The sequence below is a fragment of the Paenibacillus sp. N3.4 genome, from assembly GCF_008017805.1.
In the GTDB taxonomy this organism is placed as follows: Bacteria; Bacillota; Bacilli; order Paenibacillales; family NBRC-103111; genus Paenibacillus_E.
Genome location: NZ_VRTT01000021.1, coordinates 84,925 through 104,909 on the forward strand (window position 1 = coordinate 84,925; position 19,985 = coordinate 104,909).

Below are 19,985 nucleotides of genomic sequence, written 5' to 3' on the forward strand. Positions count from 1 at the left end.
AATGGTTACCTCCGAAGGTTCATTAAATAGATTATACATGCCCTACTCATTATACATGATACTTGTCGAATTTAAAAAGTCACAAGTTGTCGATTTCTTGCAGAAAATGTGGCTATTTCGTTAAATCCAATCAATTTTAAAAGATCTATTGCCTGGTCCAAATATTGGGACAACCGTTCTGGTTGATGAGCATCGGAACCGACCGTCAGCGGAATTCCCACCTTATGGCAATATTCAAGCATACGACGACTTGGAAACATCTCTTTGCATGGCATGCGCAGGCCCGAAGCATTCAGTTCGATGGCAAGACCTGCCTCTTTCACTGTATCTAATGCAGCCTTTTCTAGCTCCCATGGATCGCGATCGGTGTATAACCAAACCGCTTAATAACATCTATATGACCTATATAATCATAAAATCCTGTTCTTACGGCTTTCTTCACTGCCTCGTAGTATTGGGAATAAACCTCATAAATATCCTTGCCTTCCCAACCCGCCACTTGCCTGAAATCAGAGATATCCCACTCACCCAGAAAGTGTACCGATCCGATGACGTAGTCCCAAGGGTAAGCCTGAATGATCTTCTCGATCTCCGCTTCATACCCTTCGATATAATCACCTTCAAGACCAACTCGGATATCGATTTGATCTTTGTACTTTTCTTTCAGATAAAGACATTCTTCCACATAGCGAGGCAATTCTTCCATCGGCATGGCCATCTCCGGCCAATACGTCTGCGGATTCACATGCAAAAGCGGCATATGATCTGATAGCCCCAATTGCGTGAGCCCGATCTCGATGCCGCGTTGTACATATGCCTCCAGTTCCCCGGAGGCGTGACCGCAGCGCACATGATGTGTATGATAATCAATCAACATCGTGGTTTCACTCCAGGTCGCTTATTTATTTTTTAACGTGTCGGTTAGCTAACTCTTTCATAATATCATCTAAAGGCAGTTTATTGTTACGCAATAGCACCATTAAGTGAAAAATAAGATCGCTTGCTTCGTAACGAAGCTCGTCATTATCTTGATTCTTCGCAGCAATGATCACTTCAGCTGTTTCTTCACCGACTTTTTTGAGGATCTTATCGACACCTTTTTCGAAAAGGTAAGTCGTATAAGCACCTTCCGGACGTTCGGCATCGCGCGAAGCAATAACGGCCTCGAGCTCTCCAAGGATAGCGAAGCGATCGCCAGATGAAGCAGCAGGCGCTTCTTCCTTTACAGAACCTTCAGCTTGAAGCGGAATGCTCGTTGTGAAGCAAGTGTAAGTTCCCGTATGGCAAGCAGGACCTACCTGCTCAACAAGAACGAGCAAGGTATCCGCATCACAGTCATAACGAAGAGCTTTCACCTTTTGCGTATGTCCCGAAGTTGCGCCCTTGTTCCAAAGCTCTTGACGGGAACGGCTCCAGAACCAGGTATCACCGGTTTGAATCGTGCGCTCAAGGGACTCACTGTTCATATAAGCAAGCATAAGCACTTCTTTGCTAACTGCATCCTGTACCACTGCTGGTACAAGTCCTTGCGCATCATATTTAATTTGATCTACTGAAAATGTCATCGGATTTCAACTCCTCTACCTTTAAGGTCATCTTTGACCCCTTGAATCGTTAATTCTTTATAATGAAAAATAGTCGCTGCCAGCCCTGCATCAGCTTTCCCTTCGGCAAAAACATCGTAGAAATGATCTGCTTTGCCCGCTCCGCCGGACGCAATCACAGGAATCGTCGTCAGTTCCGAAACGGCGCGCGTCAGCCCCAGATCGAATCCATCCTTCGTTCCATCGGCGTCCATACTGGTCAGCAAAATCTCGCCTGCGCCAAGCTGTTCCAAGCGTTTCACCCATTCCAGCGTTTTCATGCCAGTGGCATTCCGTCCGCCGTGAGTGAAGACTTCCCATTCGCCCCATTCACGGTTAAACTTCGCATCAATCGCCACAACGATACATTGAGAGCCGAATTTGCGTGCGCCATCGGAAACGAGCTGAGGATTGCGAACCGCTGCTGTGTTAATACCGATCTTGTCTGCGCCTGCACGAAGCAGCCGCTTCATATCGTCTACGCTTGAAATGCCTCCGCCGACGGTAAAAGGAATTGTAATCTCTCCAGCTGTTTGTCGAACAACCTCCACCATCGTCGCCCGGCCTTCAACCGAAGCCGAGATATCGAGAAATACGAGCTCATCCGCGCCTTCTTTATCATAGATCGCTGCCAACTCCACGGGGTCCCCCGCGTCGCGCAGGTTAACGAAATTAACGCCCTTGACTACTCTGCCATCCTTAACGTCCAGGCAAGGAATAATTCTTTTGGCTAACATGATGGGCACCTCCATCTCGGTTATTGCAGCTTTGCCCCACTGCTTCAGGTATGACGATATATAAATGAGTTCATCGGACTTGAGTTATGCCCGATTTTGAAATTTTTCTATGGCATCTTCCAGGTCAATACTGCCTGTATAGAGCGCTTTGCCCACTATAGCTCCACCTACACCGCTATCCGCTTGCGCAGCAAGACCAACGAGATCCTCCATCTTGCTTACACCACCGGAAGCGATAACCGTTTGTCCGGACACTTTAGCTAAATGTGCAATCGCCTCTGTGTTCGGGCCTTCCATCATACCATCGCGGGATATATCCGTGAAAATGAATGTTTTCGCCCCGTGCGCCGCTAGCTCCACAGCCAGATCCTCAGCCTTTACTTGCGATGTTTCCAGCCAACCGCGTGTCGCTACGTAGCCATCACGGGCATCGATGCCGATCGCGATTTTCTCGCCGTGTTTAGCCAGCAGATTATAGACAAACTCTCGGTTTTCGATCGCAGCTGTGCCGATGATAACGCGTGAAACCCCTAAAGCTAACAAATGATCCACGTCTTGTTCTGTACGCAGGCCACCGCCAATTTGAACAGGCACTTTCACAGATTGGGCAATTTCACCAATCAGCTTATCATTAACAGGGTGTCCGGCTTTGGCCCCGTCTAAATCAACAAGGTGAATCCAGGATGCCCCTTGTGCTTCCCATGCTAAGGCAACCTCTAAAGGACTTGTGCTGTAGACCGTCTCTTGACTGTAATCGCCTTGGATAAGACGAACACATTTTCCATCCCGGATATCAATAGCCGGATAAATGATAAATGAAGACATAATTCCCGTTTCGCTCCCTTACTTACACATTTTCAAAAAGTTATTAAGCAGTTGCACGCCGATATCGCCGCTTTTTTCCGGGTGGAACTGCATGCCATACACATTATCTTTTCCGACAATAGCGGTCACTGGCTGGTAGTAATCCGCCACGGCGAGCAAGTCACTCTCCCGCTCTGGCTTTACATGATAGGAGTGAACGAAATACACATGGCCTTCCTCAATGCCTTGGAAGATCGGGCTTTCACTCTTCTTATAGCTAAGACGATTCCAGCCCATATGCGGCACTTTGTAGTCTCCGCGAAAACGAACGACCGAACCAGGCAAAAGAGCCAATCCTTCATGATCACCATGCTCTTCGCTGCTGGCGAAAAGGAGTTGCATGCCCAGACAAATGCCTAGCAACGGCTTGCCTGACGCTGCGTATCGGATAACGACATCGTTCAGCCCAGAATCGCGCAGCTGCTCCATCGCGTCGCCAAAAGCGCTACACCTGGTAGGATAGCTCCCTCTGCCGCAAGAATTTGCTCAGCATCACCGGTTACAACCGCTTCATAGCCAAGGCGCTCGACAGCTTTGCTCACGCTGTGTAAATTACCCATTCCATAGTCAATAATGGCAATCATCTTACAGCACTCCCTTCGTCGAAGGAACCCCCTGTACACGAGGATCAATCGATGTCGCTTCATCCAACGCGCGGCCTAATGCTTTGAATACAGCCTCAATCATGTGATGCGTATTCTGTCCGTAATGTACGATCACATGCAGGGTAATACGCGCTTCCAAGGCTAGCTTCCACAGAAACTCATGAACAAGCTGAGTATCAAAGCTTCCTACCTGTTGGGACGGATACTGCGCACGATACTCAAAATGCGGGCGGTTGCTAATATCGATCACAACTTGCGCAAGCGCTTCGTCCATAGGTACGAAAACACTTGCATAGCGTTTAATGCCTCTTTTATCTCCAAGTGCCTCGCGGAGCGTTTGGCCCAAGCAAATGCCGATATCCTCAACCGTGTGATGATCGTCAATTTCAATATCACCCTTGGCTACCACATTCAGGTTGAATTGACCGTGTTTCGTAAACAAATCGAGCATATGATTTAAGAAGGGAACATCGGTTTCAATCTCGGAAACTCCCGTTCCGTCTACTTGAAATGTGAGGGCAATATCCGTTTCATTCGTTTTGCGGGCTACACTCGCTGAGCGAGTCAGCGCTTTCTCCTGTTCAGCCATCTACTTTAACTTCCCTTCCTTCTTAAGTCTTACCTCTACCGCTCTCGCATGACCTTCCAGCCCCTCATTACGAGCCAGTGTCATAATCATCTCGCCATTGGCGAGCAAAGCTTCCTTGCTATAGTGAATGACGCTTGATTTTTTCAGGAAATCGTCCACATTCAGTGGCGATGAGAACCGTGCTGTTCCGTTCGTCGGCAGCACATGGTTCGGTCCGGCGAAGTAATCGCCTACCGGTTCCGTACTGTAAGCGCCAAGGAAAATAGCTCCGGCATTCTCGATACGCGGCAGTAAGTTAAAAGGCTCCTGCACCAGCAACTCGCAATGCTCAGGAGCTAAGCGATTAACGACATCCACGCCCTCGTCCAAGCTATCCACAAGGAGGATAGCTCCCTTAGTTGCTGTGGAGACAGCCGCGATCGCTTTCTTCGGCAGCACATCAAGCTGCCGCCATAGCTCCAGCCTCACCGATTCGGCCAGCTCTTCGGAAGGTGTCACCAGAATCGACGGTGACATTTCGTCATGCTCGGCCTGCGCAAGCAAATCGGCCGCGATATATTCAGGATCGGCATGCTCATCAGCGAGCACGACGATATCGGTCGGTCCGGCGATCATGTCGATATCGACGACGCCGAATACGAAGCGCTTCGCCAGCGCGACGTAGATGTTGCCGGGCCCGACGATTTTGTCAACCGGCGGGATCGATTCCGTGCCGTAGGCCAGCGCGGCTACCGCCTGCGCTCCGCCTACGCGGTAGATCTCTTTCACACCCGCTTCGGCTGCTGCCACAAGGATATGCGGGTTAATGCCTGCTTCACCCGCGGTGGCCGGAGGCGTCACCATCGCGATCTCCGGCACCCCCGCGACGATCGCGGGGATGGCGTTCATCAGCACGGAGGAAGGGTAAGCCGCCTTCCCTCCGGGCACGTACAATCCGACCCGCTTCAGCGGTCGGATGATTTGGCCCAGCAGGCTGCCGTTGGCCTGCAGGTCCATCCACGACTGCGTTTCTGTTTCTCATGAAACGCACGGATGTTAGCGGCGGCTTGTCGCAGCGCCGCCAGGAACTCGGCGTCAACCTGCGCGTACGCCGCCTGGATCTCCTCGTCGCTGACGCGAAGCTCAGCGACGGTTACGCGGTCAAATTGCTCCGCCATGCGTCGCAGCGCGGCATCTCCGTCCTGCCGCACGTCCTCTATGATGCGGCGAACGGCCTCGTTTTGCTCTGGCGAGCCATATTCAACCTCGCGGTTCAATTGAAATTCCGAGGCGGGCATAATCCGCATCTCCATCATCCTCTCTTCATTGCCTTGTCACTCTATATCTATCTCGTATAAGAACTAAGCCTTCGTTAATACAGGCAGTACGGCCTGCAGCATATCGCACAAACGTTGAATGGACTCATTCTTCATCCGATAACTAACCCGGTTCGCAATTAAGCGGCTCGTGATCTGGAATATCTCCTCTTGCTCCACAAGACCGTTCTCTCTCAGCGTTTCTCCGGTTTCGACCATATCTACGATGCGATCCGCAAGCCCGATTAATGGCGCGAGCTCGATAGAACCGTTTAATTTAATAACCTCAACCTGCTGACCCCGTTCACGGAAGTATTGCGACGCTACATTCGGGTACTTCGTCGCGACACGAGGGTTGATAACTTCCGTCCAATCCGGCAGTCCAATCACGGACATGCGGCAGCGAGCAATGCCTAGATCCAGCAGCTCATATACGTTGCGGTTCTCCTCCATCAGCACGTCTTTGCCGACAACGCCAATATCCGCTACACCATATTCCACATACGTCGGAACATCCACCGGCTTCGCCAGAATGAACTCCATCCTTGCCTCATGAACAGGTATGATTAACCGACGTCCCTCTTCCAAATCCTCCGGAATCGGCAACCCCGCTTTATGAAAAAGCTTCGCTGCTTGTTTATAGATACGGCCTTTCGGCATCGCTACTTTGAGAATATCATCCATCGCTTACAAACCTCCTTTACCTACACAATCAACGTAATAACATCGCTATATCTCGTTCCGTGAAACTCGAACTGCCCATCTTCGCGTTTCAGCAACTGATTCGCCCAATTAGCAGGCTCAGTAACCAGCTGAGTAATAATGATAACCTCTTCTTCGTTGCTGCGCATAGCCTTCGCCAACTGCAGCGCCTCTTCCCGATGATCTACATCATAGGCGATGAGCACGCGGCTAGGCTGCTCTACGATTTCTTTCCCAATAACCTCGAGAATCCGGTTCGTCTTTAAAGCAAAGCCCGTTGCTGGCGCAGGACGACCGAACTGGCTAAGCAAATTATCATAACGGCCGCCACTGCAAACAGGGAAGCCCAGATCTGCTGCATACCCTTCAAAAGTCATACCTGTATAGTAGGAGAAATCTCCGATCATCGTTAAGTCGATGACCACATGCTCACTAACCCCATAGGCCTTCAAGACATCCCATACTTCACATAAGTGACGAATTGCATCTTGTGCAATAGGATCTTGGGATACTAGGCGAGCTTGCTCGCAAATTTCATTCCCGCCTCTGAGGCGCAATACCCCTATAAGTTCACGTTCCACCTCTGAGGAAAGCGCGAGAGACTTAATCGCTTCCCGGTAACCCACATAATCGCGGCTAAGAAGATGTTCTTTCAGCAGCAGTTGTGCCTCACTGCGACCAGCCAGCGTTTCCTGGAACAATCCGTTCAGGAAGCCTACATGCCCAAGCGCTATTTTGAACGTTCCTACACCGGCTGCTTGCAAGGATGCAATAGCTAGTGCAACGACTTCCGCATCTGCTTCCGATGAAGCATCGCCGACAAGCTCAACCCCCGTTTGGAAAAACTCAGCGTCCCGTCCCGCTTCTTCTTCAATCGCCCGAAACACATTCGAGTGATAGGACAAACGCAATGGGAAAGCATATTCTTTCAACAAGGATGATGCTACACGCGCAATGGGTGCTGTTAATTCAGAACGTAATACAAGCGTCTTGCCCTTACGATCCAGCAGCTTAAACAACTTCTTATCTTCTGTGGAGCTTGCTACTCCAACCGTATCATAATATTCAAGTGTAGGCGTAATAATCTGGTTGTATCCCCAGCGTTCCATACAAGCCAATACACGGAATTCAATATTTCGCAGCTTCGCAACCGCCTCAGGCAAATAATCTTTAACCCCTATCGGTTTTTCAAACACTTTTGGCTTTGACACCGGCTCACCTCAATATCTAGAAATTGTTCTCTTGTATTATAAATGCTTTACTACGGTAACGTGCTACCATACTACCAAAATAAAGAATGTACGGTTATTTTATCATGTAACCCTAGGACCGTCAATCATCTTCCTTTGACTGTAAAGCTCCATACACAAAAAAAAGAGCTGTACAGCTTGCCTGCGTACACCTCTTAATTCTCCTTATTTCCTTCTCGAATCGTTTGAAGTGGATTTCCGGCCACAAAACTGTGCGGTGCCACATCTTTATGTACAACAGAGCCGGCGCCAATGATGGCGTAATCACCTATCGTCACGCCAGGCAGAATCGTTGTATTGGCACCCACCATAACGTGCGATCCGATGTTTACCTCACCCAATCGGTACTCTTTGGTTAAATACTCATGCGCCAAAATCGTTGTGTTATAGCCAATAATCGTATTACTGCCCACATGAATTTTCTCTGGAAAAAAAACATCAACCATAACCATCAAAGCAAAGGCTGTGTGCTCCCCTACTTTCATACCTAGGATATGACGATAGATCCAGTTCTTCACACGCAGTGAAGGCGAGTATCGCGTTATTTGGATACAAACAAAATTCCGTATCGCCTTCCACTTACTTACCGTGTGATAAATTTGCCATAACGCGTTAGGTCCATCAACCGGATATTTGTCCGTTTTTCTCAACCAGCATTCACATCCGACGTAAGCCCGATAATCGGCAGCAATTCAAGCATATCGTCTATCAAATAATTCGGATTGTATTGCTCCAAATAAGAGCGTCCTTTCCACGACCAAGATACGCCTACCGCGGTAACCCCGGCATTTTGCGCAGCTTCAATATCATAATGACTGTCTCCAACCATGACCGCTTGGTCTGCTGTGCTGCCTAACTCCTTTAACGCTTTAAATATGCCTTCCGGATTGGGCTTTGGCTCCTTCACATCTTCGACTGTAACAATCGTGCTGATGAAGGAATCTAGTCCGCAGAGCTTTAATCCCATCAAAGTCGTTTGTCGAATTTTGCTCGTCACGATGCCAATTTTAATTCCTTTTTCGTGGAGTGTAGACATGACTGCATGTACATTCGGAAATTCTTTAACCAGCTCATCATGTTTAGAAAGGTTAAACGTACGATATTTTTTAATAATCTCTTCGACTTCTTTTCTCCCTGTAAAAAATTCCATTTGCTCAACCAGAGGTCGTCCCATATTCGGTATGATCAGCTCTCTGCTTACAGGTTCCGGCGTTTCGCCTTCCAAGCTATGCAGGAAAGACTGGACAATTAATTCATTTGTATCGACAATCGTGCCATCCAAATCAAACAGTACGGTTTGAATCATAATCTGCTCCTTTATCCTCTATCTCTGTCTCATTTCGTGCTTTGTTGTTATCAATTGCTTTTGTTGAAACAATGGGATCTGAATAATGAACATTCGCATACCCCTTTTTTCTTCTTACAATAATGACGATAACCAGCCCAATTACAATGAGAAGCGCTAACAGCTGGGAAAATCTAATGTTTCCGCCATAAGTCAACACGCCTGGTTCAAAAACAATTCTCATCGGGGACCAAAGTGCGTTCATGAGTGAAGCAAGCCATGTCGGGCCCGTGATATCAAGGCTGTCCGTACGCACTCCTTCAATGAAGAAACGACCAATGGAATACCAGATGAAATAACTGAAAAATAGTTCACCTGCTCGAAGGAACGGTCTGCGGCGCAGCCACAACAAAAAGATTAGACCTACTATATTCCATACCGACTCATATAAAAAGGCAGGGTGATAGAATTGACCATCGATATTCATCTGATTGACGATAAAATTGGGCAAATGCAAGGTATTGCGCAGGAAGGATTCCGAGACAGGACCACCGTGCGCTTCCTGGTTCATAAAGTTTCCCCAACGGCCGATCGCTTGTCCAATAATTAAACCGGGCGCACTAATATCGGCAATTCTTAGGTACCCATAGCCTTTAGCCCTTACGTAGAAGTAGCTACCTATAATTGCTCCTATCAATGCTCCGTATATCGCTATTCCGCCGTGCCAAATCATAAAAATCTCGGCCAAATTATTTTTATAATCCGACCATTGGAAAGCAACGTAGTAAATTCTTGCTCCGATAATTGCTGCTGGTACACCAATTAGCAATAAATCCATAAAAAAGTCAGGGACGATTTTGAACCGTTTCCCTTCTCGGATTTGCAGCAATAATCCGATTAAAGCAGCCGTACCTAAAATAATGCCGTACCACCGCACATGTATCGGGCCAAGCGAAAATGCAACACTTTCTAGCATAGTTTCACTCCTTCTTATTTAATCCCCGTTTCTGATAACCTCTGTCCGTTATTATGAGGCAAATTCACACGTGATTAATCAGAATCCTCAAAATCCTCGTTCAACGATTCGGTCAGTTTATTCGTGAACTGGAGAGCTGCGTTATAACCCATATTCTTCAATCGATAGTTCATCGCGGCTACTTCCACGATAACCGCGAGATTTCTTCCAGGTCGAACAGGAATGGTTACAAGTGGCAAATCGGTATCAATAATTCGGGTTAACTCTTCATCCAATCCCAATCGATCATACTGCTTGTCCTGCTGCCAATTCTCCAGCCTTACTACAACCGAAATCTTCTTCACATTCCGTATTGCACCGGCCCCGAATAACGTCATGACATTAATAATGCCCACGCCGCGAATTTCGAGCAAATGACGAATAAGCTCTGGAGCGTTACCTGTCAGTACTTTATCACCGTTTTGGCGGATTTCCACGGCGTCATCAGCAATCAGCCTGTGGCCCCGCTTCACAAGTTCAAGTGCGGTTTCACTTTTCCCGATACCGCTGCTTCCCGTAATCAACATACCAATGCCATAAACATCGACCAGTACACCATGAATCGTCGTACTCGGTGCTAGTTTATTTTCTAGAAATCCGGTCAAACGACTTGCAAAGATCGTTGTCGACATTTGACTTCTCAACACCGGAAGATCTCGTTTGGTCGCCTCTTCGAGAAGCTCTACAGGCACGTCCAAACCTCTCGTTACTATGATACAAGGTGTCTCCTCAGGGGAACATAGCTGCTCTACCCGATTACGTCGAACCCCTGTCGTCAGCATTTCCATGAAGGTTACTTCGGTCTTCCCCAGCATTTGTATACGTTCACGCGGATGGTAGTTGAAATATCCGGCCATCTCCAAACCCGGCCGATAAAGGTCACCCGTTGTTATTGGACGTTTGAGTCCAGCTTCACCTGCAAGAACCTCCATATGGAGGTGTTCCACCATTTCGGAAACCTTTACTTTTTTCGCCATCGACCTGTCTCCTCCGAGTTTTGCCCTAAGCAAAACGTGCTTCTTGTACTAAACATCGTTTTCCCAATAGTTTCATCGTAATGGAATACCCGTATGAAATCAACTAAAGTGTTCATGAAGCTGGGTGTACACAGACAAAAAGACCAGCCGTGAACGGCTGGCCTTTCTTCATACGATCTTATAGATTAGGGTTAACTAAGATAGACAAAGTTGATTCTTTATCAAAGAAATGAACTTTATTCATATCTAGCGCCAATTTAACATTCGTACCTTCTTTGATTCCCGAACGGCCATCTACACGTGCGATAACCGTGTTAGCGCCGATTCCGTTTAGATATAAGTACATTTCATGACCCAAGTTCTCAGTCAATTCTACGTTTACATTGAAAACTGTGTTTGGAGAAGCTTCCAAGAATACAGGCTCTTCGTGAATATCTTCTGGACGCACACCTAGAATAATTTCTTTACCTACATAACCTTTGTCCTTCAGTACTTGCGCTTTGCCTGCAGGGATTTCAACATTTACAGTTCCTGCTTTAAAGAATACACCGCTTCCTTCTTGGGACAATGTTCCTGTCATGAAGTTCATGGAAGGAGATCCAATGAAGCCCGCAACGAAGATGTTTACTGGGAAATTGTAGATTTCTTCAGGTGTAGCCGCTTGTTGAATGATACCTTTGTCCATAACAACGATACGATCGCCCATTGTCATAGCTTCGATTTGGTCATGCGTTACATAGATTGTAGTTACGCCAAGACGTTTTGTTAATTTTGTGATTTCCGCACGCATTTGTACACGAAGTTTCGCATCCAAGTTGGAAAGCGGCTCATCCATTAAGAATACTTGTGGCTCACGAACAATCGCACGGCCCAAGGCAACACGTTGACGTTGACCACCGGAAAGTGCTTTTGGTTTACGGTCAAGCAAGTGAACGATATCTAAGATTTTCGCTGCTTCGCGAACGCGAGCATCGATATCAGCTTTTTTGAATTTACGAAGTTTCAAACCGAACGCCATATTTTGATAAACAGTCATATGTGGATAAAGGGCATAGGATTGGAATACCATTGCGATATCGCGATCTTTTGGAGCGACATCATTTACAAGGCGGTCGCCGATGTAAAGTTCACCTTCAGTAATTTCCTCTAATCCTGCGATCATACGAAGAGTTGTGGATTTTCCGCAACCGGATGCTCCAACCAATACAACGAACTCTTTATCTTCAACTTCAAGATGGAAATCTTTAACTGTGGATTCTTCTGCACCAGAATATCTTTTAACGATATGATTTAAACGTACGCCTGCCATGGTTTCATTCCCCCTACGATTTATTGATCATATACTTGTTGATCAACTTTTCAATATACTCATCTTACCTTACGAAGGCATGACTGACTATGCACAATCCCTACAAAAAAATCACTTTCTTTTCGTTACTTTGTACAATAGTAATGCCAGTCTGACCAATACGGCATGATTAAACGTTCTTACATCAAGCCCTGTCTCATTCTTAAACTTGTCCAAACGATACAACAGTGTGTTTCTATGAATATATAACTTCTTAGCCGTCTCACTAACGTTACAGTCCAATGTGAAGAAATGCTCCAGTGTCGTTACGGTCTCCGCATCCAGTGCATGGTCCGTCCCGCGCAAAACCTGTTCCAAGAACTCCGCTTTTTCTTCCTCTTGAACGAGATGCAGGAGCTTCTCAAGTCGGAGTTCCCAGCGCAAATGAATAAAGCTGCCTACATGGAAGGACCGCCCAAGCATAATCGTTTCGCGCAGCTTTAGAATCGTCGCAAACAGCGATTTCGCTGGCTTGACAGGATAATCTATGGCTAAATGGCATTCGCCAATCCATTCATTGGCAAGCATTTCATAAAGACCGGAACCAAGAGCATCAAGGGTCTGTTCGACACTCTCTTCTTCATCTCCTTCTCTTTCTTCACTTCCACTGGTCAATAAGCCCTCTGGCGCTAATATAAGCCATTCTTTATCCAATAAGGGGATCAGGATAATCTCAGATTCAAAGAAAGATTCCAGCAATTTCTTCAGTTCTGCATAGGAGACGCTTTGACTTTGAGAGTAATCTCCATAGAGCAGCAGTGGAATTTTCGTCGAATATAAAGAGGATTGAGAGGCAAGAGCATCGGGAAGTTCCGCATGAGTGGAACCGCGCTCCATCTGCTCCAGAAGCCAATCTTTTAGTTGGTAGGCTTTCCTTTCATCTTCCGACAGATAGGCCCCCCATTGTTTCTTATCAACGGTTTGCTTGGACTCTACGGTTAACTCCACCAGCCTACGCTCAGATGTCGTTAATTCGGCTGCTGCTATTTCCAGGATTCGGAACTCTTTATCTTCCTTGGCTAAATAGAAAAGAACATCTTGATCTCGAAGCACACTCCGACCAGAGCTCCCTGGCGATTCTTCCTCCTCATGTACCAGGCGATTCCAATCCGCCTCGGGTAACAAACTAATTTGCATAGGCACCTGTAAAACCGCTTCCAAACGCTCCTTCATTCGCTCCCAATCCATTGACTTTCTCTCCTTACTCCATAATCATCTTCTATTTCTCTATCTCTCTATTGTACCATATATGACCACTCCCATGTGAAAGAACCCCCCTGCATGATTGCGGCAGAAGGGTTCTTTTCGGATCCATTTTATACAACTTGTTTTTCAAGCCTTTTATCTCAAATTAAACTTTGCTCATAAACTTCGTAAAATTTGGAAATAATTTAACGTATTGAATTTCATCCTAATCAGGAGGTTACACATATGGTTTGGAGCCAGTGGTCTTTGGATCGTTTCATTATTCTCTTGGTTGGAATCGCCTACTTTCTCTTATGGGTGCAAGTGAGCTTATCGCACTATCGGCAAAATTTCCATAACAAGTCCATGTGGGGACCTGTTATTATTGCTCTCATTATCAGCTTCGTTTCCATCGTCAGTACACTGCTTAATAGCCAAGGCTGGCTGCTTGCCGCACATATTGGCTTCTGGCTTGGACTTATTCAAGGATTGATTGGCTTTATGTATCACATCAAGGGCGTAAGAAAACGCGTCGGTGGGTTGGCATTACGAAATTTCCTTACAGGGCCGCCCGTTATGATGCCATTAGTATTCTCAATGATTGGTATCCTCGGACTTACTGCCATCTATGGAGGTTGATATCCCATGACAATGAAATCCCACTATCCGTCTTACAACGTTATGGACGAACAAAATGAATGGGACTCCCATACCCAATCCATCGTAAATGCCAGGCTGCATCGCGAATATGTTTACCGCTTCCTCATTCCTTTAGAAGCCGAAACATTAAGGGCTTGGTGCTCCCTTTTAGTGGATGACAATCGTGGAAACCTTATTCAATTCGTTTTGTGTCACATCGACCATACATTGGCAGTAAATAAAGGTGAAGGTCAACGTAAGCTTCAAGATCCCCCAGCTCAAATACTCGTGCGAAAAGGTTTGAAAGCAATCGATGAAGCAGGTTGGACAGCGAATACACAACCATTTTTTCAAATGGATCATCAAATGCAGCGTCGTATCATGCAGCAAGTCAGCGAAGGTGCTTATCCCGCCACAGAAGCCTGGGACGGTATCCCACAAACCACTTTATTTCAAAAGCTGCTAACTCTCACCATAGAAGCTTATTACTCTCATCCTGTGGTTTGGTCAGAAATAGGCTTTGGTGGACCTGCCTACCCCCGGGGATACGTAAGAACAGAACCGGGACAACTCGATCCCTGGGAGGCAGTGAAGCACTCATGAAGTGGAGGCACGAGCATGAAGAAGTTGATGTCGTTATTATCGGCGCGGGAGCTGCCGGTGGGGTATTGGCCAAAGAACTCAGTGAAGCAGGTCTGAGCATAGTCCTGCTGGAGGCTGGTCCATGGCGTGATCCGCAAAAGGACTTCGCTAGTGATGAACTTAGCATGAGAAGCTTGTCTTGGGAGGATACTCGCATCGTGGATGGAGAAGATCCTTTAACGATGGGATTCCATAATTCAGGTCGAGGTATTGGTGGGGGAACACAACTTTTTGGAGGTGTATTTTTGCGCTTCCACGAATCCGATTTTAAAACCAAGTCTATTGATAATGTAGGTGATGATTGGCCGATTCATTACAAGGATCTCGAGCCCTACTACCATAAAATAGAGAAAGAAATTGCCGTATCCGGTCCCAAACATTTTCCCTGGGGGAATTTTCGCGGCCCTTATCCCTATCCGGAAAGAGATCCCCTCAGTCCTAATTCCTACTTATTTCAAAAAGGTTGCGAAATGCTTGGCATTCAATCAGCCGTAACCCCCCTTGCCATTCTTTCTGCCCCTTTTGATGGGCGTCCGCCATGCATCAATCGCGGATTTTGCAATCAAGGTTGTATGCCAAATGCAAAATTCAGCACCTTGATCGTTCATATCCCCAAAGCCGTCAAGGCTGGGGCTGAAGTTCTTCCGGACTGCATGGTGACTCAAATTGAAGTCAATCCTAAAGGGCATGTCACCGGAGTGCTCTTCGTTAATCAGGGTTCCACTTATCGTCAACGGGCTAAGATGGTTATTGTAAGTGCTCATGTTGTCGAAACACCTCGTTTGCTGCTTCATTCTGCAAATACACAATTTCCGGATGGACTTGCAAACTCCAGTGGATGGGTAGGCCGCGCCATAATGACACATAGCAGCAATGACGTTTACGCCAAGTTTGATCAAGAAGTACGCCTATACAAGGGCACACCTGTGTTAGCCTCTACGCAGGATTTCTATGAAACTGATTTGCGCAGAGGCTTTGCGCGTGGCTATACCATCCATGCGCATGGCTCCAGACCTGTAGAAATGGCGCAGGGTGTAAGTAAGTCCAAGGAATCGTATATTTGGGGTTCAACTCTGAAACAAGTCATGCTTGATTACAATTATTACGGACGCCTTACCATGATTGGGGAGGTTCTGCCGCAGTGGGAAAACCATATATCCTTGTCGAACGAAAAGGACGAGTATGGTCTTCCACGAGCCCGTGTCCATTTCAGTTATAGTGAAAATGACCGTAAACTGATTGATCATGCTGTAGATAATATGAAATTGATTCTTAAAGCAGCCGGGGGTGAGATTGCTCACACTGTCCCTGATAGCGCGCACTTGATGGGCGGTTGCCGTATGGGCAATCATCCATCTACATCGGTCGTTAATTCGTATGGACAGAGTCACGACATCCCCAACCTATTCATCTGTGATGCGAGCACCTTTGTTACTTCCAGTGGGGGTAATCCCACCAATACCGTGATGGCTCTCGCTGCTAGATCAGCTGATTATATTATTGAACAGTTTGCCAGTTCATAATGGACGCAGTATACAATAAAACTGAACCACTTATTTGCTAAGGTCACAATCTCTATTCTACAATAGAGGAATACATTTATTTATGAAGGAGAGTGACCTCACATAGCTATCGCAGAATTTACCATTATCCCCATAGGCACAGAAACTACAAGCCTCAGTGGGTATGTAGCTGATCTCCACAAAGAGCTAGAGAAACATACAGACATTACCTTTCAGATGACAGCTATGGGTACCATCCTTGAAGGCTCCTTGGACCGACTATTTGAAGTCATCCAAGCTGTTCATGAAGTACCGTTCCTAAATGGCGCCCAAAGAGTTAGCACGTCCATAAAAATCGATGATCGCCGAGACAAATCAGCTTCCATATCTCAAAAAATGCAATCCGTTGCAGACAGGTTAAAATAAAATAGAGCATAAAATAAACAAATAAGCAGCCCGTTCCTCCTCAAAGGACGAGCTGCTTTTACTTTGCCAACGTGACCATTCGCTTCAAACCATTCTTCCAGATCGTGAACGGTTTTTTCTCTCGCTCCCCGATACAACAGCCTCTCAATACTTACGCATGCTTTAGGGTAATATGTACAATACGGAATACATCTCAAACGGCAATGGCCTTTTTTATTAAGCAGCCGATTATGGAATACGACAAAGCGCGATAAATCAGACACCCCACAACATCTACCGAATAAGCTAGAAATAATATTTATATCTTAGATGAAATGGAGGATCATTTGAATTCTTAATCAAAGCATTATTTATAAGAACTCATGGTACAAATTTGACCAAAGACCAGCAATGCAGGAGGGTATCTTCATACATTCAAAAATTAAAAAATAGTCGATATGCCAATTGTCCCGTTTGGCTTACTACGGTATCCGGACAGTTGTTGACATTCAAAAATGGAAAAGCATACTATATGACGGAATGGATTAAGGGACGCAGCTTACAAAATGATGACCAAGATTATAAAGCTCTGGGTAGGGCATTGGCACATCTTCATACTTGTTGTAAAGACCTCCCTCCTGCCCATTCATCTACTACATTAAGAAAAGCGAAAATTTTCAAAGCTCAAGAACGTCTTTTTAGGTTGCATTTAACTCATAAAAAAACATTGCCCATAGATGGTTTCGAAGAAATAAGGATAAATGCAAAAACTTAGCTGTTGAAGCATAGAATATCATGGAGAACGCTGAGGTACATCAAGTGTTTTCAGAGGAAATGAAACAACCCGCTTTCATTCATGGTGATGTAACAATCCCCAATATAGTTATAAACTCAGATAACCTATATCTCGTTGATTGGGATGGCTTAACTATAGGATCGAGATATAACGAAATTGCTAAAGCACTATTGAACACGTCCTTTTTTAATCCGGATCATATCAAAGAAACACTACAGGGTTATGAAGAGATACAATCGTTCAACTCGGCTGAAAGGCTTTTGATAAGCGCTTTATTCCGATTGCCGAGAGAAGCATGGAGTGCAGCCCGGAACATAGCATATGGAAGAGGGCCTCGTGATATTCGCATACTTGAACGAACATGGGATGAACGTTTAAAAGCCATTCGTTGGTTAGATAATTGGGCGCTCCAGTTACCGAATGTCAAAGAAGACATTTTGGATATAAACAAATAAAAATAATATAAACTAGGTGATATAAATGTCCCTATGGTCTGATATTGAAAAAGGATATGGAATAACAATTTTAAAAAAGAAAAAAGTTCGCGACGTTTATCAGTTGTCTACACGTAATCATGGCGTATTGTGTCTGAAAAGCTACCCTATTCCCGAAGCGGAAACCCGCTTTATTGCGCATGTCTTTACACATATTTCTGAAAATAACTTCAATTATGGTCCGAAAACTTTATTGACAATCAACCAAGCACCTGGGATTACTAGAAATGAAGTTCATTACATGATTACCAATTGGGTTATTGGAACGAGACCCCATTTTCACAAAAAAAATATATTCAAAAAAGCGATTCGTACTCTTGCTAAATTTCATTCTGCTGCCCAGGGAATTCCTTCGGATCTTATTCCTGAGGCAAGGATAAGATACAACGGACTTAGGGAGCGAATCACCTCTTATAGAAAGATATTAAGCGATAACCCCAAGATGCAGCATCTCCTTTATGCTTGCGATGAAGCACTGGATCGTTTGGACAGTCCAACAGTCATAAAAGCCATTGCACAGGAACAAACCGTATCCGCTTTCGTGCACGGGGACTTTAATTATCCGAATCTTGTTCTCGATACGTCGGGTTCCATTCATATGATTGATTTCGACAATACGTCATTGAATGTACGAATGCAGGACCTTGCTCATATTTTGCATCGTAATTTCCCCTGGCAAGGTAAAGAAACTCTAAGTTGGATCAATTATTACGAAAGAAAACGATCTTTAAGTGTGGAAGACAGGCACTTACTGTACACATTGCTGCTTCTGCCATATCCTGTTATTAGGGCGCTGCAGCAACAAAAAAGAAATCAACACCTCAACATCCTTCTTCCTACCACAAAACAAGTTAAGAATTATAAAGAGCAGCTTAAGAAGCTGTTATGAGATGCGAAAAGTTATGGACCTTACAATAGTGCAAAAGAATGCGGCTAACCTAAAGACCCCGTACCTATCCGGCACTGGGTTAATTTGTACAAATACTATATATTCGTTTTGCAGTAGTCTCCCGATAGGAAACATTTTCTTAAATAATTGCTGACATTCCGCTGTGGAAATCATTTCTCCTTCTTTATAAAACAAAAAAAGACCTCTAAGGTCTTGTGTCTGTAATAAAAAGTGAGCCATGTAGGATTCGAACCTACGACACCCTGATTAAAAGTCAGGTGCTCTACCAGCTGAGCTAATGGCTCTTATGAAAGATGGAGGCTGATGGATTCGAACCACCGAACTCGGAGAGAGCAGATTTACAGTCTGCCGTGTTTAGCCACTTCACTAAGCCTCCAGATAAGAGATATCTGATCTGCATAGACAGATCAACCATCTCAATGGCTCGGGACGGAATCGAACCGCCGACACGAGGATTTTCAGTCCTCTGCTCTACCGACTGAGCTACCGAGCCTTATGTAGATAACTAAAGTTTACCCAAATTTGCAAAAAAAATAATAGATGGCGGAGCTGACGGGATTCGAACCCGCGGTCTCCTGCGTGACAGGCAGGCATGTTAGGCCACTACACCACAGCTCCGTGTTCTATTAGTGGTGCCGTCGAGAGGACTTGAACCCCCAACCTACTGATTACAAGTCAGTTGCTCTACCAGTTGAGCTACAACGGCAAAAGAATAAAGATGGTGGAGGCTGACGGGATCGAACCGCCGACCCTCTGCTTGTAAGGCAGATGCTCTCCCAGCTGAGCTAAGCCTCCATCTGGGTTTGGTTTTATGGTAGCGGCAGAGGGGCTCGAACCCCCGACCTTACGGGTATGAACCGTACGCTCTAGCCAGCTGAGCTACGCCGCCACATAAAAGGTGTATATAGTTGGAAACTGGCGGAGAGAGAGGGATTCGAACCCTCGCACCACTTACGCAGTCTAACCCCTTAGCAGAGGGTCCCCTTATAGCCACTTGGGTATCTCTCCAAGCTATAATACACAGTACAGGAAATATTATTCCCTGAAAACTAGATACGAAACATTGCGTAAAGTTAGATTTGCTTAGGTTTGTTCTTGGGCCCCAATCAAGTATTCGGAATTTGCTACAAAGCTTATCTTCACTTGGTTGGGATTGTTTGGT

19 protein-coding genes, 8 tRNA genes and 3 pseudogenes are annotated in these 19,985 nt (G+C 45.8%); 7 read left to right on the plus strand and 23 right to left on the minus strand.

The window, feature by feature from the left end; translation table 11 throughout:
* Nucleotides 1-71 precede the first annotated feature (71 nt).
* From hisJ to FU659_RS13095, 15 genes and pseudogenes are all read right to left on the minus strand, one after another.
* A pseudogene (gene hisJ, locus FU659_RS13025) lies at nt 72-877 on the minus strand (histidinol-phosphatase HisJ).
* 25 nt (nt 878-902) lie between these two features.
* Nucleotides 903-1,565 (minus strand): bifunctional phosphoribosyl-AMP cyclohydrolase/phosphoribosyl-ATP diphosphatase HisIE, encoded by a 663-nt coding sequence (gene hisIE, locus FU659_RS13030; protein WP_147947976.1) that lies wholly within the window; start codon nt 1,563-1,565, stop codon nt 903-905.
* Nucleotides 1,562-2,320, minus strand: coding sequence for an imidazole glycerol phosphate synthase subunit HisF (gene hisF / locus FU659_RS13035; RefSeq protein WP_147947977.1), 759 nt, complete (start codon nt 2,318-2,320; stop codon nt 1,562-1,564). The genes hisIE and hisF overlap by 4 nt, the downstream gene beginning before the upstream one ends.
* Before the next feature lie 84 nt (nt 2,321-2,404).
* A complete protein-coding gene (gene hisA, locus FU659_RS13040) occupies nt 2,405-3,145 on the minus strand; it encodes a 1-(5-phosphoribosyl)-5-[(5-phosphoribosylamino)methylideneamino]imidazole-4-carboxamide isomerase (RefSeq protein ID WP_147947978.1) in 741 nt (246 codons plus the stop codon).
* A gap of 18 nt (nt 3,146-3,163) precedes the next feature.
* A pseudogene (gene hisH, locus FU659_RS13045) lies at nt 3,164-3,768 on the minus strand (imidazole glycerol phosphate synthase subunit HisH).
* 1 nt (nt 3,769) lies between these two features.
* A complete protein-coding gene (hisB, locus tag FU659_RS13050) occupies nt 3,770-4,378 on the minus strand; it encodes an imidazoleglycerol-phosphate dehydratase HisB (RefSeq protein ID WP_147947979.1) in 609 nt (202 codons plus the stop codon).
* Nucleotides 4,379-5,664, minus strand: a pseudogene (gene hisD, locus FU659_RS13055) (histidinol dehydrogenase).
* Between the two features lie 54 nt (nt 5,665-5,718).
* On the minus strand, nt 5,719-6,357 hold the full coding sequence (gene hisG / locus FU659_RS13060) for an ATP phosphoribosyltransferase (RefSeq protein ID WP_147947980.1): 639 nt from the start codon (nt 6,355-6,357) through the stop codon (nt 5,719-5,721).
* Between the two features lie 20 nt (nt 6,358-6,377).
* Entirely contained in the window at nt 6,378-7,586 is a 1,209-nt protein-coding gene (locus FU659_RS13065; RefSeq protein WP_147947981.1) for an ATP phosphoribosyltransferase regulatory subunit, read from the minus strand.
* Nucleotides 7,587-7,780: 194 nt separating this feature from the next.
* Complete coding sequence (locus FU659_RS13070) at nt 7,781-8,275, minus strand: acyltransferase (RefSeq protein ID WP_147947982.1); 495 nt, start codon at nt 8,273-8,275, stop codon at nt 7,781-7,783.
* Nucleotides 8,272-8,931 carry a pyrophosphatase PpaX gene (gene ppaX / locus FU659_RS13075; protein WP_147947983.1) on the minus strand — a complete coding sequence of 220 codons (660 nt, stop codon included), beginning with the start codon at nt 8,929-8,931 and terminating at the stop codon, nt 8,272-8,274. Before ppaX ends, FU659_RS13070 begins: the two co-directional genes overlap by 4 nt.
* Complete coding sequence (gene lgt / locus FU659_RS13080) at nt 8,909-9,886, minus strand: prolipoprotein diacylglyceryl transferase (protein ID WP_147947984.1); 978 nt, start codon at nt 9,884-9,886, stop codon at nt 8,909-8,911. The genes ppaX and lgt overlap by 23 nt, the downstream gene beginning before the upstream one ends.
* A gap of 74 nt (nt 9,887-9,960) precedes the next feature.
* Nucleotides 9,961-10,902: an HPr(Ser) kinase/phosphatase gene (gene hprK, locus FU659_RS13085; RefSeq protein ID WP_147947985.1), complete on the minus strand. Its 942-nt coding sequence runs from the start codon at nt 10,900-10,902 to the stop codon at nt 9,961-9,963.
* 178 nt (nt 10,903-11,080) lie between these two features.
* Nucleotides 11,081-12,211 carry an ABC transporter ATP-binding protein gene (locus FU659_RS13090; protein WP_147947986.1) on the minus strand — a complete coding sequence of 377 codons (1,131 nt, stop codon included), beginning with the start codon at nt 12,209-12,211 and terminating at the stop codon, nt 11,081-11,083.
* Nucleotides 12,212-12,322: 111 nt separating this feature from the next.
* On the minus strand, nt 12,323-13,438 hold the full coding sequence (locus FU659_RS13095) for a PucR family transcriptional regulator (RefSeq protein WP_147947987.1): 1,116 nt from the start codon (nt 13,436-13,438) through the stop codon (nt 12,323-12,325).
* Between the two features lie 243 nt (nt 13,439-13,681).
* Here FU659_RS13095 and FU659_RS13100 point away from each other — a divergent pair, with 243 nt between their 5' ends.
* From FU659_RS13100 to FU659_RS13130, 7 genes are all read left to right on the plus strand, one after another.
* The gene (locus tag FU659_RS13100; protein WP_147947988.1) at nt 13,682-14,074 is read left to right on the plus strand and encodes a hypothetical protein; all 393 of its coding nucleotides are present in this window, start codon (nt 13,682-13,684) and stop codon (nt 14,072-14,074) included.
* Between the two features lie 6 nt (nt 14,075-14,080).
* Entirely contained in the window at nt 14,081-14,677 is a 597-nt protein-coding gene (locus FU659_RS13105; protein ID WP_147947989.1) for a gluconate 2-dehydrogenase subunit 3 family protein, read from the plus strand.
* Nucleotides 14,674-16,239: a GMC family oxidoreductase gene (locus FU659_RS13110; protein WP_147947990.1), complete on the plus strand. Its 1,566-nt coding sequence runs from the start codon at nt 14,674-14,676 to the stop codon at nt 16,237-16,239. Before FU659_RS13105 ends, FU659_RS13110 begins: the two co-directional genes overlap by 4 nt.
* Before the next feature lie 102 nt (nt 16,240-16,341).
* Entirely contained in the window at nt 16,342-16,644 is a 303-nt protein-coding gene (locus FU659_RS13115) for an MTH1187 family thiamine-binding protein (protein WP_147947996.1), read from the plus strand.
* A gap of 373 nt (nt 16,645-17,017) precedes the next feature.
* The gene (locus FU659_RS36350) at nt 17,018-17,398 is read left to right on the plus strand and encodes a phosphotransferase (protein WP_222708538.1); all 381 of its coding nucleotides are present in this window, start codon (nt 17,018-17,020) and stop codon (nt 17,396-17,398) included.
* Nucleotides 17,399-17,418: 20 nt separating this feature from the next.
* The gene (locus FU659_RS13125) at nt 17,419-17,874 is read left to right on the plus strand and encodes a phosphotransferase family protein (RefSeq protein WP_147947992.1); all 456 of its coding nucleotides are present in this window, start codon (nt 17,419-17,421) and stop codon (nt 17,872-17,874) included.
* A gap of 103 nt (nt 17,875-17,977) precedes the next feature.
* The gene (locus tag FU659_RS13130; RefSeq protein WP_222708539.1) at nt 17,978-18,802 is read left to right on the plus strand and encodes an aminoglycoside phosphotransferase family protein; all 825 of its coding nucleotides are present in this window, start codon (nt 17,978-17,980) and stop codon (nt 18,800-18,802) included.
* A gap of 232 nt (nt 18,803-19,034) precedes the next feature.
* Here the strand turns inward: FU659_RS13130 and FU659_RS13135 are convergent.
* The 8 genes from FU659_RS13135 to FU659_RS13170 all read right to left on the minus strand — a co-directional run bounded on the left by FU659_RS13135 (nt 19,035) and on the right by FU659_RS13170 (nt 19,831).
* Nucleotides 19,035-19,107 (minus strand) — tRNA-Lys (locus tag FU659_RS13135).
* 10 nt (nt 19,108-19,117) lie between these two features.
* Nucleotides 19,118-19,199: transfer RNA gene (locus FU659_RS13140), tRNA-Tyr, on the minus strand.
* 44 nt (nt 19,200-19,243) lie between these two features.
* A tRNA-Phe gene (locus tag FU659_RS13145) sits at nt 19,244-19,316 on the minus strand.
* A gap of 48 nt (nt 19,317-19,364) precedes the next feature.
* A tRNA-Asp gene (locus tag FU659_RS13150) sits at nt 19,365-19,441 on the minus strand.
* Nucleotides 19,442-19,453: 12 nt separating this feature from the next.
* Nucleotides 19,454-19,529 (minus strand) — tRNA-Thr (locus FU659_RS13155).
* A 13-nt stretch (nt 19,530-19,542) separates the two neighbouring features.
* Nucleotides 19,543-19,618: transfer RNA gene (locus FU659_RS13160), tRNA-Val, on the minus strand.
* Between the two features lie 17 nt (nt 19,619-19,635).
* Nucleotides 19,636-19,712 (minus strand) — tRNA-Met (locus FU659_RS13165).
* Between the two features lie 27 nt (nt 19,713-19,739).
* A tRNA-Ser gene (locus FU659_RS13170) sits at nt 19,740-19,831 on the minus strand.
* Nucleotides 19,832-19,985: the final 154 nt, after the last annotated feature.

What these genes read in the sequence shown, in the direction of transcription:
- hisIE (WP_147947976.1), bottom strand. Translation starts at nt 1,565, where the DNA reads ATGACATTTTCAGTAGATCAAATTAAATATGATGCGCAAGGACTTGTA.
- hisF (WP_147947977.1), bottom strand. Translation starts at nt 2,320, where the DNA reads ATGTTAGCCAAAAGAATTATTCCTTGCCTGGACGTTAAGGATGGCAGA.
- hisA (WP_147947978.1), bottom strand. Translation starts at nt 3,145, where the DNA reads ATGTCTTCATTTATCATTTATCCGGCTATTGATATCCGGGATGGAAAA.
- hisB (WP_147947979.1), bottom strand. Translation starts at nt 4,378, where the DNA reads ATGGCTGAACAGGAGAAAGCGCTGACTCGCTCAGCGAGTGTAGCCCGC.
- hisG (WP_147947980.1), bottom strand. Translation starts at nt 6,357, where the DNA reads ATGGATGATATTCTCAAAGTAGCGATGCCGAAAGGCCGTATCTATAAA.
- ppaX (WP_147947983.1), bottom strand. Translation starts at nt 8,931, where the DNA reads ATGATTCAAACCGTACTGTTTGATTTGGATGGCACGATTGTCGATACA.
- lgt (WP_147947984.1), bottom strand. Translation starts at nt 9,886, where the DNA reads ATGCTAGAAAGTGTTGCATTTTCGCTTGGCCCGATACATGTGCGGTGG.
- hprK (WP_147947985.1), bottom strand. Translation starts at nt 10,902, where the DNA reads ATGGCGAAAAAAGTAAAGGTTTCCGAAATGGTGGAACACCTCCATATG.
- FU659_RS13090 (WP_147947986.1), bottom strand. Translation starts at nt 12,211, where the DNA reads ATGGCAGGCGTACGTTTAAATCATATCGTTAAAAGATATTCTGGTGCA.
- FU659_RS13095 (WP_147947987.1), bottom strand. Translation starts at nt 13,438, where the DNA reads ATGGATTGGGAGCGAATGAAGGAGCGTTTGGAAGCGGTTTTACAGGTG.
- FU659_RS13100 (WP_147947988.1), top strand. Translation starts at nt 13,682, where the DNA reads ATGGTTTGGAGCCAGTGGTCTTTGGATCGTTTCATTATTCTCTTGGTT.
- FU659_RS13105 (WP_147947989.1), top strand. Translation starts at nt 14,081, where the DNA reads ATGACAATGAAATCCCACTATCCGTCTTACAACGTTATGGACGAACAA.
- FU659_RS13110 (WP_147947990.1), top strand. Translation starts at nt 14,674, where the DNA reads ATGAAGTGGAGGCACGAGCATGAAGAAGTTGATGTCGTTATTATCGGC.
- FU659_RS13125 (WP_147947992.1), top strand. Translation starts at nt 17,419, where the DNA reads ATGGAGAACGCTGAGGTACATCAAGTGTTTTCAGAGGAAATGAAACAA.